Source organism: Promicromonospora sp. NPDC057488 (assembly GCF_042802395.1).
Taxonomy (GTDB): Bacteria; Actinomycetota; Actinomycetes; order Actinomycetales; family Cellulomonadaceae; genus Promicromonospora.
On record NZ_JBHVEG010000071.1, the window covers coordinates 1 to 17,619 of the forward strand.

Genomic DNA, 17,619 nt, shown 5'->3' on the forward strand with positions numbered 1-17,619 from the left:
GGGGCCGCCTGTACGAGAGATCGGCGGACAGATCAGTGCGCGGCCGCCTCCGCGGACTTCTTCTTCCGGGACGGCAGCAGGTGCAGCACGGCGACCACGACGGCGCCGACCACCAAGCCGACGACGGCGGAGCACAGCGTGTTGAACAGCCAGCCGAGCGTGCCGCCGAGCGCGCCGGCGCCGTCGTGGATGACCACCTCGAGGTGGTGCACCCACTCGTAGGGCCAGGGGATCCAGCCCGTGCCGTCGGCGCCGAGGTTGACGAGCAGGATGTGCCCGCCCACCCAGAGCATCGCGACGGTGCCGACCACGGAGATGACGGCGAGCACCCGCGGCATCGCCTTGACCAGGCCGCGGCCCAGGGTCTTGGAGAAGCCGGAGTCACGTTCGGCGAGCCGCAGCCCGACGTCGTCCATCTTCACGATGGCGGCGACGATGCCGTAGACGATGATCGTGATGACGAACGCGACCACGACGAGGATCGCGAGCCGCGACCAGAACGTCTCGTCGGCCACCTCGTCCAGCGCGATCACCATGATCTCGGCGGACAGGATCAGGTCGGTGCGGATGGCGCCCGCGACCAGCTTCTTCTCGGCCTCGGGGCTTACCTCCGTGGCCAGCACGGTCTCCTCGCCGTGGCCGGAGATCTTGTGCCAGATCTTCTCGGCGCCCTCGTAGGCGAGGTAGGTGCCGCCGATCATCAGGACGATCGGCAGCAGCCACGGCAGGAACTGGCTCAGCAGCAGCGCGGCCGGGAGGATGAAGACCAGCTTGTTGCGGATCGACCCGATCGCGATCTTCTTCACGATGGGCAGCTCGCGCTGCGCCGCGACGCTGCGCAGGTACTGGGGCGTCACGGCGGTGTCGTCCACGACGACACCTGCCGCCTTGGCGGTCGCCCGGCCCGTCGCGGCGCCGACGTCGTCGATGGACGCGGCCGCGAGCTTGGCCAGCGCGGCGATGTCGTCCAGCAGTCCCATCAGGCCACCCACGGCGCACCCCGCTCCGGTCGATGTGTCGTCATGTCCCGAAGCCTATTCAATCCGGCCGCCCGCCCGGGCACATCCGGCTCCACGTGTCAGACGTACAGGCCCCCGGAGGGACCTGTACGTCTGACATGGGGCGGCGGGAGGGATCAGCGGCCGACGGGGGTCAGCTCGATGCGGTCGAGGTTCCAGTTCTGGTACGCGTCCTCGGGCAGGCTGATCCGGAGCGTGTGCGTGCCCTTGGTCAGCCGCTGCGTCACGCCGCTCGGCTGCAGCACCTGCTTGGCGTGGCTGGTCGTGTTCCGGACGTCGACCCGGTCGCTGGGCGCGCCGTCGTCGAACGAGACGGTGTACGCGCCGGCGGGCGAGTACGGCGAGGAGGCGCGCACCGCGACCTCATACGTGCCGGTCCGCGGCACGTCGACGGAGTAGGTGAGCCACTCGCCGCCGCGCATCCAGCCGAGGCTGACGGCGCCGTCGAGGTCCTGGATGTCCACGCCCTCCCCCGGGCGCATCTGCAGGTTGCTCCGGTTGGCGGGCTCCAGGTCGTGGTAGCCCACGCCCTCGCCGGGCAGGAAGTCCTCGGCCTGGACGCGGACGGCGCCGCGCGGCAGCGGGTCGCCCTCGCCGGTGCGCAGCCAGCTCTCGATCTTCTCTACGTCGTCGGTCTGGAAGATCGTCGTGTTGTAGCTCTCGGCCAGCGCCTGCCAGCCGCGCAGCGGGTCGATGAGCGACGCCTCGTCCGTCATCCGCTCGGACAGGCCGTTCCACATCGTGTTGCTCCACACCCGGCTCCCGCTCGCCACACGGTCCAGGAACGGACGGCGCGCGACGACGTCGGCGGTGCTGTCGAAGTTGACCTCGTACGCGACGGGCTGGTCGGCGCCGAACTTCTCGACGTCCGCGACGTTCGCGTCGGTGACGATGTGCAGGTAGACGGCGCCGCGGTGCGTGGCGCGGAACTCCTGGACCTGGTCCACGGGCGCGTCCGACTTGTACAGACCGTTGCGGACCGTGCCGGTCTCGGTGAGCACAGACCAGATCTCCTCGCGGAACGGCCAGCCCTTGTCGAGGTTGACCAGGCCGCGGTCCTTGGCCAGGCGCATCGCCTGCTCCAGCGTGGGCACCCGCTCGTCGGTGAGCGCGGCCTGCGCGCCGCCCAGGCCCTCGCGCAGCCGCAGGCCCTCGATCTGCTCCAGCGTGAGGCTGTCCACGCGGCCGGTCCCGTTCGTGGTGCGGTCCACGGTCGTGTCGTGCATCAGCACGGGGACGCCGTCGGCGGTGAGCTGGACGTCCAGCTCGACGATCTCCGCGCCGTCCGCGAAGGCGGCCAGGATCGCGGGCGCGCTGTTCTCGGGGGCGGAGCGCCACTGCGCCCGGTGCGCGGCGGTGAGGATCTTCGCGTTCGGACCGTGGTCGAGCAGGTCGCGGTAGGCGCGCTCGGCGGGCGTGCCGCCGCCGTGGCCGGCGCCGCCAAAAGCGACCGGGGCGGCCGACGACGCCAGGACCCCGGCCTCGACGCCGGTCTCGGCCTTGGTCCCCGCCTCGGCGACGACGGAGGCCAGGGCCCCGGAGAGCACCAGCGCGGCCGTGGTGACGACGGCGCCGGCGCGGGTACGGATGCGTGAGTTCATGGGGGCGAGCCTGGTGCCGCCGCCGGCCGCCGGGGCGAAGCGCACACGGCGGCCGGCTGAACACTGGCTGAACGCTCGCCCGGCGAGCCCCGTCAGCCCCGTCAGCCCTGACCGCACTCGACGCGCGCGTCGGCCCAGTCGGCGTGGTCGAAGTTCTTGCCGTCCGCCCCCTCGTCCGCGACGAGCCGCAGACGGCGGACGCCGGTCACGTCGACGTCGAGCGCCACGGCGCCGTCGTCGTTGGACAGCACCGGCGTCTCGGCCAGCAGCTCGCCGTCCCCGTAGACGGCGAACCGCACCGAGCCGACGCCGGTGTCGCCGGGCTTGTCGAGCACCTCGTCGTCGATGCCCACGAGCGCGCTGAACGCGGTGCAGGCACCCCCGAGCCACGCGGTGACCGAGCCGGTGGCGTGCATGCCGATGCCCTTGTCGTAGGTGACGCCCGCGATCCGCAGCGGTCCGCCGTCGCCGCCGGCTGCCTCGCCGTTGGAGCGGTCGCGCTCGACCGGGCCGTAGCCGTTGGACTGCTCCGTCCAGTCGAGGTCGGAGACGTACGGGCTGCCGGCCGGGGCGGGCGGCGTGACCCACAGGGTGGCCTGGCTCGCCGCGACGTGCGCCTCGCCCCCGGCCCGGTAGGCGACGTCGACCGGCACCTCGAAGGTGCCCGTGGCGCCGTCGGCGGGCACCTGGACCTGCCAGGCGACCTCCGCGGTCTCGCCGGCGGACAGCCGCGGGACGGTCTGGGTGCCGCGGTCGGCGACCCAGCCCTCGGGCAGGTCCGGCGTCAGCCGCACGCGCGTGACGGCGCGGTCGGCCACCGTGAACGCGGCCCGCACCTCGACGGTGCTGCCGGGCTCGACGTCGGCCTCGGCCGGCTCGACGGTGATCGTGGCGGCCGGCCGGGCCTCCACCGGGTCCAGGCAGGACTCGCGGTCACCGTGCGCCGCGCAGACGACCGCGACGAACCCGCCGTTGGTCGCCGTCGGGACCCGCAGGGTGTCACCGGCCGTGGTACGGACCGTGGAGTGCACGGTGGCGGAACCGTCGGCGCCGTCGTCGGTCAGCAGGTCGACCAGCACCTTGCCGCCGCGCGTCAGGCCCGCCAGCGGGAGCCGCAGCGGGTCCCCGGAGCCGGCGCGCATGCCGCCCACGAACCAGCGGTCGCCCGAACGCCGCGCGAGCACGGCGTCCTTCCCCGGCGTGCCGCTCAGCAGCCGGACCTCGTCCCAGGTCGCGGGGATGTTCCGCAGGAACGGCAGCGCGTTCGGCTCGTCGGCGTACCCCTCGGGCTTGTCCGAGATGTGCTGCCAGCCCGACTCGTACACGACCGCCATCGCGGCCTGCTGCGCCTTGGACGTCCGGTCGTTGTCGCGGGAGAAGACGACCGGCGTGAAGTCCATGGAACCCAGCACGTTGCGGGTGAACGGCACGATGAGGCTGCGCTCCGGGCTGATGCCGTTCTCCATGCCGCGCACGGCCTCGTAGCTCATGATGTGCGGCCAGGTGCGCTGCATCCCGGTGGGCAGGGCGGCGCCGTGGAAGTTGATCATCAGCTCGTACCGGGCGGTGTCGCGGGCCACGTCGTCGTACCACTGGTGGATCTCCTGCGAGTCGGAGTCCATGAAGTCGACCTTGATACCGCTCACGCCCCACGACTTGAGGCGGGGCAGCCACTCGTCGCGCTGCTCCTGCGTGCGCAGGTCACGGCTGTGGAACCAGACGATGACGTCGACACCGCGGGTGTGCGCGTAGCGGACCGTGCGCGGCACCCAGCTCGCGTCCCAGCCCTCGTCGAGCAGCACGTACTCCCAGCCGTTGCGGGCGGACAGGTCGACGAAGTCGCGCTGGCGCGCCTCGTCCCGCGGGCTGCTCCCGTCGGTCAGCCAGCTCCAGCTCGACCGGCCCGGCTTGATCCAGTCCGCCTTCGGGTCCAGGGCGGCGGGCGTGGCGAGGTCGTCCACCAGCGTGGAGCCGACGACGCCCGGCAGGTCACCGACGACCGCGACCCGCCACGGCGTCGACAGGTCGCCGGTGGTGGTGACGGGGCGGCCCTCGAAGAGGTCGACGTCGTAGCGCAGCGCGCCGGCCTCGTGGGCCAGGTGCGAACCGGAGTAGTCGCCGTGCAGGTCGGCCTCGGTGATCAGCACGTACCGGTCGCCCTGCCCGAACAGCACCGGGTACCCGACGCTGCCGGAGCCGTTGCCCGCCGCCGCGGTCGTGGTGCTCCACTCGGCCTCGTAGTTGACGGCGTAGGAGCGCTGCATCCACGCGGGGCCGTCGGCGGCCGGCTCCCACGCGCCCGACTCGTCGTCGACCCGGTGCTCGCCCGGGCCGTCCAGGAGGTAACGGTAGGCGACGCCGTCGTCGGAAACGCGGACCGCGATCTGGAGGCGGCCGCCGTCGGCGCCCGTGAAGGTGAAGACCGACTCGCGGTGCGTGTAGGTGCGCTGCCGGCTCTTGCCCGTGGACATGGCGTAGGCGTCGGAGACCGTTCGGTCCGCCCGGCCGGCGAACGTGAGGCCCGTCGTGAGGTCGCCGTCGCTGCCCCGCAGGCCCAGGCGCGTGGCCGAGACCACGGTGTCCCCGTCGTCGAGCACGTCGAGCGTGACCTGGCCGGCGTCGTCCAGGCGCAGCAGCCCGTCCAGGTGCGAGCCGCGCGGGCCGTCGACGCGCCAGCTCTCCGTCTCGATCCCTGGCCCGCCGCCTGGTCCCGTGCCCGCCGGGGCGGCGCTGGCGCTGCCCGCGACGACCAGGCCGCTCGCGACGAGCGCGAGGGCTGACACCGCTGTCACCAGGTGGAAGGCAGGACGGAACGCGGGTACGAGCTTCACGAGGTCTCCCTTGACTTCGGATGCGCCGCGGAGTGCGGCCGGTGCGCCGCCCAGCAGGTTAGGCGGCGCACCGGACCAGGTCAACAGCCTGTTCAGCGGGTCTGGCGCCCGGGTCGCAGGTCGAGCCGGCGCAGCAGCTGGGCGTTGAGCGCCACCACGATGGTCGACAGCGACATCAGGACGGCGCCCACGGACATCGGCATCACGAAGCCGACCGGCGCCAGCACCCCGGCGGCCAGCGGCACCGAGATCAGGTTGTACCCGGCGGCCCACCACAGGTTCTGCTTCATCTTGCGGTAGCTCGCCCGCGACAGCTCGATCACCGACAGCACCGACCGGGGGTCGTCGCTGGCCAGGATCACGCCGGCCGACGCGATGGCGACGTCGGTCCCGGCGCCGATAGCGATGCCGACGTCGGCCTGCGCCAGCGCCGGGGCGTCGTTGACGCCGTCGCCGACCATCGCGACCTTGCGGCCCTCGGCCTGGAGCTGCGCCACCTTGGCCGACTTGTCCTCCGGCCGCACCCCGGCGAAGTACCGGTCGACGCCGAGCTCCTCGGCGACGGAGCGGGCCACGGCCTCGGCGTCGCCGGTGATCATGACCACCTGGACGCCGCGGTCGTGCAGGGCCCGGACCGCCTCGGCGGACTCGGCGCGCACCTCGTCGGCGAGCTTGATGCCGCCGATCACCACGCCGTCGCGCAGCACGTGCAGGATGATCGCGCCGTCCTCGCGCCAGGCGTCGGCCGCGGGGATCTCGTCCTGGCGGTTCTCCTCCAGCAGGCGCGGCCCGCCGACCCGGATCTCGTGGCCGTCGACGGTCGCCCGCACGCCCACGGCGGGCGACGACGCGAAGCCCGTGGCGCGCGGGACGACGAGCCCGCGGTCCTGTGCCGCGCGCACGATCGCGCGGGCCAGCGGGTGCTCGCTGTCCGACTCGGCGGCGGCCGCGAGTGCCAGGAGCGTGTCGGTGTCGAGGCCGTCCTCGGTGCCGTCGTGGCCGGGCCGGCCGGCGGGCCGGGCGTCGGCGACCGTGGGCTCGCCCTTGGTGAGGGTGCCGGTCTTGTCGAACAGCACGGTGTCGACGGTGCGCATGCTCTCGAGCGCGAGGCGGTCCTTGACGAGCACGCCGCCGCGGGCGGCCCGCTCGGTCGCGATCGAGACGACGAGCGGGATCGCGAGGCCCAGCGCGTGGGGGCAGGCGATGACGAGCACGGTCACGGTGCGGACGACGGCGTCGTCGGGCAGGCCGACGAGCGTCCAGACCACGGCGGTGACCGCGGCCGCGCCGAGCGCGAACCAGAACAGCCAGCCCGCGGCGACGTCGGCCAGACGCTGCGCGCGGGAGGACGACGCCTGCGCCTCGGCGACGAGCCGCTGGATGCCGGCCAGCGCGGTGTCGTCGCCGGTGGCGGTGACCTCGACGCGCAGGCCGGAGTCGGTGGCGACGGTGCCAGCGGTCACGGGCTCGCCCGGGCCGCGCGGCACGGTGCGCGACTCCCCCGTCACCATGGACTCGTCCATCTCGGCCCGGCCGTCGACGACGCGGCCGTCCGCCGGGACGCTCCCGCCCGGCCGCACCACGACGACGTCGCCGACGGCCAGGTCCGCCGGGGCGACTTTGACGACCTCGTCGCCATCGACCCGCTCGGCCTCGTCGGGCAGCAGCGCCGCGAGCGAGTCCAGGGCCGACGTCGTCTGCGCGAGCGAGCGCATCTCGATCCAGTGACCCAGGAGCATGATGACGATCAGGAGGGCCAGCTCCCACCAGAAGTCGAGCTGGTGGTCGAGCAGGCCCAGGCTGGCGCCGAGCGACGCGACGAACGCGACCGTGATCGCCAGCCCGATCAGCAGCATCATCCCGGGCTTGCGGGACCGCAGCTCGCTGACGGCGCCGGTGAGGAACGGCGAGCCGCCCCAGACGTACATGACGGTGCCGAGGACGGGCGGGATCGCGGTGGCCCAGGTGGCGTCGGGCAGCTCGTAGCCGAGGATCATCGCGAACATGCCGGAGAACGCGACGACCGGCACGGCGAGCACGAGCATGATCCAGAACAGGCGCCGGAACTGGCCGACGTGGTCGCCGTGACCACCGTGGGCGTCGTGGCCCGCGTGGGCGTCGTGGCCGGCGTGATCCGCGTGCGACGCGTGGTCGGTGTGTGACGCGTGGTCGGCGTGCGGCGCGTGGTCGGCGTGATGCGTGTGGCCGGCCTGCTCGTCGACGAGGGCGCTCTCGTGCGACGCGTGGTCGTGACCGGTGTGGTCGTGCTCGTGGTGCGCGTGCTCGTGGTCCGTGTCCGGACCGGCCGCGACGGGTGGTGCGGGGTGCTGGTGTGGCTCGTTCATGGATCGCTCCTGGGTTGAGCAGTGCAGGCCCGTACGGGCTGCGTTACCTCCATATATACCCCTAGGGGGTATCTCCGTCAAGCGGTTCCCGCCGAGAATCGCCCGGTCGCACCGGAGCCTCGCTCGAGGCGAACACGCCTCTGCGAGAGGGTGCCGGGTGGCATGAAATTCGTTCACCTGGCGGAGACCCGATTCGGCCTGGCCTGACTGTTCGGGAGAGCCGAATCCCCCGACTCTCAGCCGAACGCAGTTCAGCCCTGCCGGCACCCGCTGGTCGACCACACCTTGTGCCGGACCTTGCGCCAGCGACCCCTCGACGTCGACCGCCGACACCGGTTCTCGCAGGTCAGAGGCCTGCCGGGATTGTCCGTTCGGGCCAGGTGTGATCCAGGTCACTCGACACGTCGGCCGGTCGGCGGCGTCTTACCCGAGTGTGATCCAAGGTCCTGTCCAGCCGGGCGCCCGCGGTGCCCGATCGTCTTGTCCAACCCCAGGGGGCTGAGTGGATAGCGGCATTGTGCTCCCCAGGCCGGCCGTCGAGAAGATGCTCGACCACGCGCTCCGTCCGGGCCGCTCCGGCATGGTCGTGCTGCGCGGGCCGCGCGGCGCCGGACGCGGCACGGCCGTGCGGCTGTGGTCGCGCCGGCTGGCCGACGACGGCCGGGTGGTCGTCCGGGTCGACGTCGGCAGCGGTGACGCCGTCGACGGCGCGGCGCTCGCCGCGGCGATCCACGAACGGCTGGTCGATCCGTCCCGCGCTGCGCCGACGACGCCTCCTGCCGGGCAGGCGGGCAGCAGCGCGAACCCGTCGCGCGCCCTCGACGCCCCCGGCGTCGAGGACCTCGCCGCGGCACTCGACGCGGAGCAGATCGTGCTGGTCGTCGACCGGCTGGGTCCGGCGTCGGCGGGCGCGCTGTCGTTCCTTGACCGCGTGGCGCGGCGGCTGCGGCACGGCCGCGTCGTCGTGCTGACGGCGATGCCGTTGCCCGGCCCGGAGCCGACGTTCGACGCCTGGGCGCCGCCGGGCCCCGCCGCCGCGACCGACAGCCGGACAAGCACGGACCCCGCCCCGGTGCCGGCCCAGGTCCGGGCGGTCCGACCGCTCCAGACGGTCCGGGCGCCGCAGCCGACCCGCGAGCCCGCGCACGTCGAGCTCACGCTGCGCGACCTCGCCGTGCGGGCGGGCGAGGCCCAGGCGGCGGCGTCGGCCCTGGACGTGCCGCTGAGCCGGACGCAGGCGCGGCTGCTGGTCACGGCCACGGCGGGGTGGCCGGCAGTCCTGTTCCCGACGCTGGCCGAGATCGCACGGGCGAGCGCCGCGGGCGACCCTGTCACGGACGACCTCGTCGCGGGGGTGGCGGCTGCCCGGCGCGCCGCGTTCCTGCGGGCCGCGCTGCCCGAGGAGGCGATCAGCGTGGTGGTCGAGGCTTGCCTCGCCCCGCGGTTCAGCCGCACCGAGCTGGCGGCGACCGGCCTGCTCGCGGCGGTCCCGGGCGCGGACACGTTCGTCGACCGGCTGGTGGCGACCGGCCTGCTGCTCGACGACCCGGCCTGGCCGGACGACGTGCTGGCCGTGGAGCCGCACGCGCGCCGCGCCCTCCTGGACTACGCGCGCGGGCGCGACCGCGACGAGCTGCACCTGCGGGCTGCCAAGGCGGCCCGGCGCAAGGAGCAGGCGCACGACGCGCGGGGCGCGCTGCTGGTCGCCCTCGAGGCGGACGACGCCGGGCTGGTCCGCGACCTGCTGCACGGGTTGTGGACCGGGGTGCTGGACGGCCGCGACCCCACGCTGCACGAGGCGCTGTGGAGCGCCGTGTCGGCGGCCCCGGCGCAGCACGTGCCGCCGGACCTGCGCAGGCTGCTGTCCGTCACCCGGCGCTCCCCCGGTCTGGCGGGCGTCCCCGAGCCGGCGGTCCGGCCCGCCGACCCGCCGGGCACGCCGGCACCGTCGCTCACGGTCTTCGGCGGCGTCGCGCGGCTGCGGCGGGCCGGACGCGCGGACGACGCCCTGCGCCTGGCCCGGGGCTGGCTGCGGACGCCGGGGAGCGCGCCCGTCGTCGCGCGGGTGCTGGTGGGGCTGCAGGCCGCGCTGGCCGCGACCGAGGCCGGGCAGCTGCACGAGGCGCTCCGGCACGCGGAGACGGCGCACCACGACGCGCTGGGCTGCGGCACGCTGCCGCTGGCCGCCGCGGCGGCGGAGCTGGTGGCGCTCGTGCACGCGCTGGACTCCAACGTGCACACGGCCGGCGACTGGTCGGCCGAGGCCGAGGCGCTGCCCGAGCCGCCCGCCTGGTGGCGGCACGCCGTGGGCGAGCCGCTCGCGCTGGCCGCGGCGCTCGCCCGCCTCGAGCGGTTCGACGACGACCTGCCCGAGCACCTGCGGGGTGCCGTGCGGTGCTCCGCCCGGTCGGACCTGTGGTTCGCCGGGCTGCACGTCGAATCGGTGCTGGCCGTGCTGCGCGGGCAGGAGGAGCTCGCCGTCGACCACCTGCGGGAGGCGCTCGCCCAGCGCGGGCTGGCGCCGTCCGAGACAGGTCCGCCCACCGGCGACCTGCGCATCCCGCCGCTGCTCGCGCTGGACCTCGGGCGGCTGTACCTGGCGCTGGGCCGTGGCACGAGCGCGGCCGTGATCGCCGACGCCCTGACCGCCCAGGCTCCGGCGCGGGCGCTGCTGGACGGCCGGCTGCGGCTCGCGCAGGGCCGGCCGCGGGAGGCACTGCTGGCGATCACCGGGGTCCGGTCGGCGCACGAGGGGTCGACGGCGGGCGCGCGGCTGGCGGCCCACCTCCTGGCGGCCGAGGCGCACGACGCGCTGCTCGACGTCGAGGCCGACACCGACGGCGGCGGCGGCGCGGACGTACGCCGACAGCTCGCGCACGCCACGGCCCTGTCCCGCAGGGTCGGCGGCGCGCTGCCCTACTGGTGGGCCGCGCCCGGGGTGCTGCGCTCCCTGGCCCGCTCGGCGCCGGAGCAGGTGCGGCAGATCGCCCAGGTGCTGCGCCGCCGCGGCACGGCGCGACCGGTCGAGTTCGTCACGGTGCCCGACCGGCAGCTCGTGGTGCTGCACCGCCTGGCCGACGGGCTGACGTCGACCCAGGTGGCCAAGGCGGCGTTCGTCTCGCACAACACGGTCAAGACGCAGATCCGGGAGATCTACCGGCGGCTGGGTGTGCACGACCGGGCCGCCGCCCTCCAGCGGGCCCGCGAGCTGGGGCTGCTGGATCCGATCGTGCGGGCACGCCTCGGCGCTAGCCCGTCACGACCGTGACGACGCCCAGCGGGAACGCGTCCCCGTCCGACAGCGCGGCGAGCTGTGCCCGCGCCGTCGGCAGGGTCGTGGGCTCGAACGGCTTGACGTCCACGCCCAGCGCGTTGGCGTAGGCGGAGCCCCAGGCCGTCGAGTCGAAGGCGTTGTCGGCCGCGCCTGGCCCGGCCGCTGCGGTGCCGTCCCACCGCAGCGGCACCAGGGTCGTGCCGGCGAGCTCGAACCGGTCCCCCGTGCCGCCGCGGTCGCCGTCCCAGGCGACGGCACCGACCCGGGCCGGCGTGCCCGGCCGGCCCGCCACGGTGAAGCTCGCGGAGCCGTCGGCGGTCGAGACGGGCATGAGGCCGTCGTAGACGATGGCGAGCCCTGCGCCGTCGGCCCCCGTGCCCGCCGGACGGTGGATGACCACCAGCGCCCAGCCGGCGCGCGTGCCGACGCCGCCCGTGGCGCACACGTCCGCGACGCCCCAGGTGCCGGCTCCGCCGGCGCGCACCAGGGCGGTCACGTCGACGCCCGCCTGGTACATCCGGCCGGAGCGCTCGACCACCACGTCGCCGCCGTCGCCGACAGGGCGCAGCGCGCCGCCGGGCGGGGCGACCCGGACGGGCGCCACGGCGTCGTCGCACACGCCGGACCAGTAGAGCCGGGCCGCGACCACCTCGTGCCCGGCGGGGAGGTCGAGAACGGCCGTCGACGACGTGGTCCCGGTGCCGAGGGCGTCCACGGGAACCATGTTCCACCCGTTGTTGTCCTGCGCGGTCCCGGTCGCGGTGCCGTCCACGACCGCCGCGCACCCCGGGAGCGCCGGGTCGCAGTGCAGCACCGGGGCGCCGACCTGGGTCACCTCGACCTGGCCCGTCGCGACGTACCGCGCGGCCAGCAGGCTCGCCCGCACCGGGACCGCCCGGCTCGCGCCGGTGGGCACGACGTCGTCCCCGCGCACGTCGAGGCGCACGTCGACGGTGCCCTCGGCGACGTCGGCGCCGACGAGCACGGGCACCAGGAGCGTAGAGGTGGCGCCGGCGGCGATCGCGTCCACGGTGCAGGTCACACCCGCAGCCGCGCCCTCGGCACAGGTCCAGGCGGAGACGGCGCGGGAGCCACCGGCCGGGTCGAGCTCGACGCCCGCGGGCAGCGTGACGTCGACCGCCACGGCCGCCGTCGGGCGCTCGTCCGGGTTGCTCACGGTGGCGCCGAGCACGCCGGGCCGCCCCGGCACGAGGTCGCCCAGGTCGTCGTGCTCGATCGTGAGCGCGAACGGCTCGGGCGTCGGGGTCGGCGTGGGCGTCGGGGTGGGTTCGGGTGTGGGAGCGGACGTCGGCCGGCCGGTGGGGGTTGGGGTCGGCTTGGGCGTCGCCGCAGGTCCGGGCCCTGCCCCGGGCTGGGGCTCAGCTTCAGGTCGAGGTTGAGGGTTCGCCTCGCGCTGAGGTTCAGGTCGAGGTTGAGGGCCCGGCGACGGCGCCGGCTCAGGGGTGCCGCCGGCCTCCGCACGGGCCGCGCCGTCGGCGTCGTCCTCGACCGGCCCCGCGCCCTCCGTCGAGGCGCCGGACCAGCCCGGCCACGGCAGCCGGTCCGTGCCGGGACCCAGTTCCGCGACCCAGCCGTCCCGCCCGGGAGCGTCCGGCACCGGCAGCAGCGCGGCCGCCTCCGCCACGCCGTCGCCGTCCCCCGCCACGCCGTCCAGGATGTCGGACGCCGCCACCGTCGTCAGCGTCAGCAGGCAGACGACGACCGCGGCGCCGAGGAGCATCGCCCGCCGCGAGCCGCGCGGACGCGCCCACCACCAACGCCGCCCGACCGCGCGCACGCCGCGCGCCCCGCCGGCAGGCCGGGAACCCGCGGGCCCACGCGCGCCGGGCTCACGACCGGCGCGCCCACCACGCCCGGGCCCACCACGCCCGGCGCCCCGCTGCCCCGCCCGCGACGCCGACGACGGAGCCGGCTCATGCGACCCCTCGCGCTCCGGATCCGCCAGCGCCGCGACCGGCAGCCCGAACGGGAGCAGCAGCACGCGCATGCGCCGCTTGAGGTCGCGCATCTGGTCCACGGCCGCGGTGCAGAACACGCAGCCCAGCACGTGCGCCTCGACGCGGTGGTGCACGGGCACGGCCAGCGTCTGCTCGACGTACCGGGCCAGGTGCGGCGCGTAGTCCTCGCACCCGGGCGCCACGCGGTCCTGGTGGGACTGCAGGTACTCCCGCCGCAGCCGCGCGCGGGCGCGGCGCGCGAGCGAGGACACCGCGTTCGGCGAGACGTCCAGCAACGGGGCCACCCGCGCCGGCGGCAGGTCGTGCACGTCCACGTACCAGAGCACGCGGCGCCAGGCCGGCGGCAGGGCCGCGAACGCCTGCCGCACGCGGCGGTCGTCGTCGGCCAGCAGCACGGCGTCGGGGTCGTGGTGCGGACGATCGATGAGCTCCGCCTCGGCGGGCACCGCCCGGCCCTGCGCGCGCAGCACCCCGATCGCGGTGTTGCGCACCGTGGTCAGCAGGTAGGAGCGCACGTTGCTCGACGGGCCGCCGCCGTTGCGCACGGCGGCCAGGAGCGAGGTGAAGGCCTCGGCGACGACGTCGTCGACCGTAGGACCCGCACCCACGACGTGCCGGGCGATCCCCGCAGCCGTGCGCTGGTAGCGCTCGTACAGCTCGCCGAACGCCTCGTCCCGCCCGGCGCGCACGTCGGCCAGGAGCTGTTCGTCGGACACGGGAGGCAGACCGTCGGACCGCCGCGCAGGGGTGGAGCCGGTCGTCTCGACCATCCGAAGAGCGCTCCCCTGGCACATCGATGTAGTTGTCCCGTTTGAGTGGAATACTACGGGCAAAAGGGGGTAACGGCGCAGATCACAGGGGTGATCCGGGGGGTGATCCGGGCACATCCGGCCCGCTACCGGTTGCGGCGTCACCACCTGGCTGTGTCACCGTCTAGCCCGGCGATGAACACGAGACCGGCAGGAGACGACGCACTCGGCACGCTGTGCGCGCGATGGCGCAGACGCACGGTCGCCGAGGGCTGGCGCATGCCCGAGGACTGGACGTCGCCCGCCGTCGTGCCGCTCGCCGGCGCCGTGCTCGGCGGGCTGCCCGCCGAGGGGCCGGCCGAGGCGCTCGGCACGGCCCGGGCCCTGGCGGACGTCGGCGTCACGGAGGGGCTGCGGGACGTCGGAGTGCTCTACGACCTGTGCCTGACCAGCGTGCCGCACTCGGTCACGCTGGCGTTCGCCGCCGGGTGGGAGACGGCGGACGCCGCGCCCGACCCGGTGGCCGCGGCCCGGGGCATGAGCGGGCTGCCGCAGCACGCCGAGTTCCTGGCGCGCGCGGCGGACATCTTCGCCGGGATCGACAGCACGCGCGAGGGCGGGTCGCTCGTGCTGGTGACGATCGACGGCCGCGTGGGCCGGGCGGGCGCGGCACGGCTGGTGCGGTGGAAGCGGGACGTGCTGCTCGGCGAGGCCGTCCGGACGGCGTTCGACGCGCGGTACCCCACGGGCTACCGCGACGGCGTGGCCGTGGTGCTCGGGCGGTCCGAGCCGGCGGGGCACCTCCTGGCGGACGTCGCCCGCGCCCGGGCCACGCTGACGAGCCTGGCCCGGAAGAACCCGAGCATCCTGCGGGCGCCGGTGCGCATCACCGTGCGCCCGCTGCCGGAGGACCTGGCCGCCCTGCGCCGCATGATCGCCGTCGATGACGCCGCCTGACGGCGGGGCGCGCCCCGGTCTAGCCGTGCACGCCGTGCTCGTGCACGCCGCGCGCGACGAACCGGCGGATCGACTCGCGCGCCCGCACGAGCAGGGCGGCCACGGCGTTCTTCGAGATGCCCAGGTCCTGCGCGACGGTGGCGATGGGCACGCCCTCGAACACCGTCATCTGCAGGGCGTACCGCTGCCGGGGCGGGCAGGCCGCCAGGCCCTCGAGCACGTCCCCGAGCTCCATCGCCGACAGGGCCGCCGACGCCGGGTCGTCCCAGGCCGGGAGGTCGTGCGCCTCGTCGATCACGGTGGTCGGCGGCTGCCGGCGGCGCGACCGGTCCGTGGCGATGTTGCGCACGGTGCGCGCCACGTACGTCTTGCCGTGCTCGCGCGGGCCGCGGCCGGCGCGCAGGAGCGACAGGATGCGGACGAACGCCTCGGCGGCGAGGTCGTCGGCGTCCGAGTGGCTGCGGGTGTAGCGCCGGGCCACCTTCAGCGCGTAGGGATAGTGCCGCCGCCAGACCAGGTCGATCGCCACCGTGTCACCGGCCCGCGCCCGGGTGAACAGCTCGATGTCGGCGAGCTCCTCGGGCTCCTCCCCCGCCTCCCCTGTGCCGCCGCCCTGCTGCATCAGGCCGAGCGCGCGCTGCCAAGCCGCCGTCGTCGTCACCGGCATAGAAGTCCCCTCCTCGCGATGACGGCCCGATGGAGCCGGGCCGTCGGCGCACGGGTGTACGCGATGGTGAAGACGCGAGGAGGGGACGTGCGTGTCGCACGGCACAGAGGTGATCGAGGGGGTGATTCAGCAGGTCAGAGCGGGGTGAGCCGCTCCCGGGTCAGACGTCGACGTGGGAGCCCAGCAGCACCGTGCGGTCGCGCGGCAGGGCGAAGTGCTCGGCGGCGTCGGCGGTGATGTGCGACGTCGCGATGAACAGCCGCCGGCGCCAGGCCGCCATGCCGGGCTCGTCGCCGAGCCGGAGCTCTATCCGCGACAGGAAGTACGTCGCGTTGTCCAGGTCGAGGCGGCCCTCGGTGTCCTCCGGCGCGAGCCGCGACAGGGCCTCCGGGACGTCCGGCCGCTCGTCGTACCCGAACCGCACGGTCAGGTGCGTGATGCCGTCGTCGCCCTCGCCGAGGTGCTCGACGGTCACGCGCTCCTCGTCGACGAGCCGGGGCACGATCGCCGTCTCGACGGCCACCACCGCGACCTGCTCGTGGCGCACGTGGTTGTGCTCCACGTTGGCGCGCAGCGCCAGCGGCGCCGTCTGGCTCCCGCGGTTCAGGAAGATCGCGGTGCCGCTGACCGTCTGGACGGGCATGGACCGGGTGCGCAGGCTCTCCACGAAGCCGCGCAGCGGACCCTCCATGGCCTCGCGCTTCGCGGTGACCACCTCGCGGCCGCGCTGCCACGTCGACATGACCGTGAACGCCGTGATGGCGATGAACAGGGTGAGCCAGGCGCCGTGCACGAGCTTGGTGAGGTTGGCGGCGACGAACAGCAGGTCGACGGTGAGCAGCAGGACGGCCGTCGAGACGAGCGCCCACCGGGGCACGTGCCACGTCTTCCAGGCCACGTAGAAGAACAGGATCGTCGTGATGGTGATGGTGCCGGTCACCGCCATGCCGAAGGCGTAGGCCAGGGACGCCGAGTTGCGGAACGCGAAGACGAGGGTCAGCACCGAGACCATGAGCAGCCAGTTGATCCACGGCACGTAGATCTGGCCGCGCTCGGAGCTGGAGGTGTGCAGGATCCGCATGCGCGGCAGGTAGCCGAGCTGCGCGGCCTGGGCGGTCACCGAGAACGCGCCGGTGATGACGGCCTGGGACGCGATGACCGTCGCGGCGGTGGCCAGCACGACCATCGGGATCAGCGCCCAGTCCGGCGTCAGCAGGAAGAATGGGGCCGACAGGTTGGCGCGGTCCTGCAGGATCAGCGCCCCCTGGCCCAGGTAGCTCAGGGTGCAGGCCGGCAGCACCAGGAAGATCCAGCCCACGGAGATCGGCTTGCGGCCGAAGTGCCCCATGTCGGCGTACAGGGCCTCGGCCCCGGTCACAGACAGCACGATCGCGGCGAGCGCGAAGAACGCCAGGTCGAAGTGCCCGGCCAGGAAGCCGATCGCGTAGGTGGGCGAGAGCGCGCGGAGGATGCCGGGCTCGTTCGTCACGCCCCAGATGCCGCAGGCGCCGATCGCGGCGAACCACGCGATCATCACGGGGCCGAACAGGCGCCCGACGGCGGCGGTGCCGAACTTCTGCGCCGCGAACAGGCCCACGATGATCACCGCGGTGACCGGGACGATCCACCCCTCGAACTCGGGGTTGATGATCTTGAGGCCCTCGACGGCGGAGAGCACCGAGATCGCCGGCGTGATCATGCTGTCGCCCAGGAACAGCGCGGCGCCGAAGAGGCCGAGCCCCGCCAGCGTCATGGCGGTCCGGGTCGACCCGTTCTTCGCCCACCGCCGCAGCAGGGTGATGAGCGCCATGATGCCGCCCTCGCCGTCGTTGTCGACCCGCATCGCCAGCAGCACGTACGTGATGGTCACGATGAGCATCACCGACCAGAAGATCAGCGAGACGACGCCGTAGACGTTCTCCGTGGTGGCCGGCACGGGGTGCGGGTCGGCGGGGTTGAAGACCGTCTGGAGCGTGTAGATCGGGCTGGTGCCGATGTCGCCGAACACGACACCGAGCGCGCCGACGACGACGGCGAGCCGCAGGACGTCGGCGGGCCGCGACACCTGGCCGGGCGGGCGAATTGCAGTAGTCACCCGTGGAACCTAAGGCGGATCCGCGGCGCCCGGCCCGGCATTGACGGTTTCTTAACACCCTGCGCGTCACACCGCGGGCGTCGAGCCTGGCCTGGCCCGACG

9 protein-coding genes are annotated in these 17,619 nt (G+C 74.5%); 2 read left to right on the forward strand and 7 right to left on the reverse strand.

All coding sequences use genetic code 11. From position 1 onward, the window contains the following. Positions 1–32 precede the first annotated feature (32 nt). The 4 genes from ACFU5G_RS15790 to ACFU5G_RS15805 form a co-directional block, all read right to left on the reverse strand. Positions 33–980, reverse strand: coding sequence for a DUF808 domain-containing protein (locus ACFU5G_RS15790; protein WP_377246328.1), 948 nt, complete (start codon positions 978–980; stop codon positions 33–35). A gap of 155 nt (positions 981–1,135) precedes the next feature. Further along, positions 1,136–2,620 carry a glycerophosphodiester phosphodiesterase family protein gene (locus ACFU5G_RS15795; protein ID WP_377246331.1) on the reverse strand — a complete coding sequence of 495 codons (1,485 nt, stop codon included), beginning with the start codon at positions 2,618–2,620 and terminating at the stop codon, positions 1,136–1,138. 101 nt (positions 2,621–2,721) lie between these two features. Further along, complete coding sequence (locus ACFU5G_RS15800) at positions 2,722–5,451, reverse strand: glycoside hydrolase family 97 catalytic domain-containing protein (RefSeq protein ID WP_377246334.1); 2,730 nt, start codon at positions 5,449–5,451, stop codon at positions 2,722–2,724. A 92-nt stretch (positions 5,452–5,543) separates the two neighbouring features. Then, the gene (locus ACFU5G_RS15805) at positions 5,544–7,796 is read right to left on the reverse strand and encodes a heavy metal translocating P-type ATPase (RefSeq protein WP_377246337.1); all 2,253 of its coding nucleotides are present in this window, start codon (positions 7,794–7,796) and stop codon (positions 5,544–5,546) included. A 517-nt stretch (positions 7,797–8,313) separates the two neighbouring features. Between ACFU5G_RS15805 and ACFU5G_RS15810 the strand changes: the two genes are divergently transcribed. Then, positions 8,314–11,064, forward strand: coding sequence for a LuxR C-terminal-related transcriptional regulator (locus ACFU5G_RS15810; RefSeq protein ID WP_377246340.1), 2,751 nt, complete (start codon positions 8,314–8,316; stop codon positions 11,062–11,064). On the opposite strand, the gene ACFU5G_RS15815 is transcribed toward ACFU5G_RS15810, so the two are convergent. Continuing rightward, positions 11,045–13,765, reverse strand: coding sequence for a sigma-70 family RNA polymerase sigma factor (locus tag ACFU5G_RS15815; protein WP_377246343.1), 2,721 nt, complete (start codon positions 13,763–13,765; stop codon positions 11,045–11,047). The genes ACFU5G_RS15810 and ACFU5G_RS15815 overlap by 20 nt on opposite strands. 228 nt (positions 13,766–13,993) lie before the next feature. Between ACFU5G_RS15815 and ACFU5G_RS15820 the strand changes: the two genes are divergently transcribed. Further along, positions 13,994–14,755 (forward strand): hypothetical protein, encoded by a 762-nt coding sequence (locus ACFU5G_RS15820; protein ID WP_377246346.1) that lies wholly within the window; start codon positions 13,994–13,996, stop codon positions 14,753–14,755. 19 nt (positions 14,756–14,774) lie between these two features. Here the strand turns inward: ACFU5G_RS15820 and ACFU5G_RS15825 are convergent, their stop codons facing one another. Together ACFU5G_RS15825 and ACFU5G_RS15830 are read right to left on the reverse strand one after the other, a co-directional pair. Beyond that, complete coding sequence (locus ACFU5G_RS15825; protein ID WP_377246349.1) at positions 14,775–15,422, reverse strand: RNA polymerase sigma factor; 648 nt, start codon at positions 15,420–15,422, stop codon at positions 14,775–14,777. A gap of 160 nt (positions 15,423–15,582) precedes the next feature. Then, positions 15,583–17,517 (reverse strand): potassium transporter Kup, encoded by a 1,935-nt coding sequence (locus tag ACFU5G_RS15830; RefSeq protein ID WP_377246352.1) that lies wholly within the window; start codon positions 17,515–17,517, stop codon positions 15,583–15,585. Positions 17,518–17,619 lie beyond the last annotated feature (102 nt).

Excerpts from the sequence above, each read along its gene's own strand:
- ACFU5G_RS15790 (WP_377246328.1), bottom strand. The coding sequence starts at position 980 with ATGGGACTGCTGGACGACATCGCCGCGCTGGCCAAGCTCGCGGCCGCG.
- ACFU5G_RS15795 (WP_377246331.1), bottom strand. The coding sequence starts at position 2,620 with ATGAACTCACGCATCCGTACCCGCGCCGGCGCCGTCGTCACCACGGCC.
- ACFU5G_RS15805 (WP_377246337.1), bottom strand. The coding sequence starts at position 7,796 with ATGAACGAGCCACACCAGCACCCCGCACCACCCGTCGCGGCCGGTCCG.
- ACFU5G_RS15820 (WP_377246346.1), top strand. The coding sequence starts at position 13,994 with ATGAACACGAGACCGGCAGGAGACGACGCACTCGGCACGCTGTGCGCG.
- ACFU5G_RS15825 (WP_377246349.1), bottom strand. The coding sequence starts at position 15,422 with ATGCCGGTGACGACGACGGCGGCTTGGCAGCGCGCGCTCGGCCTGATG.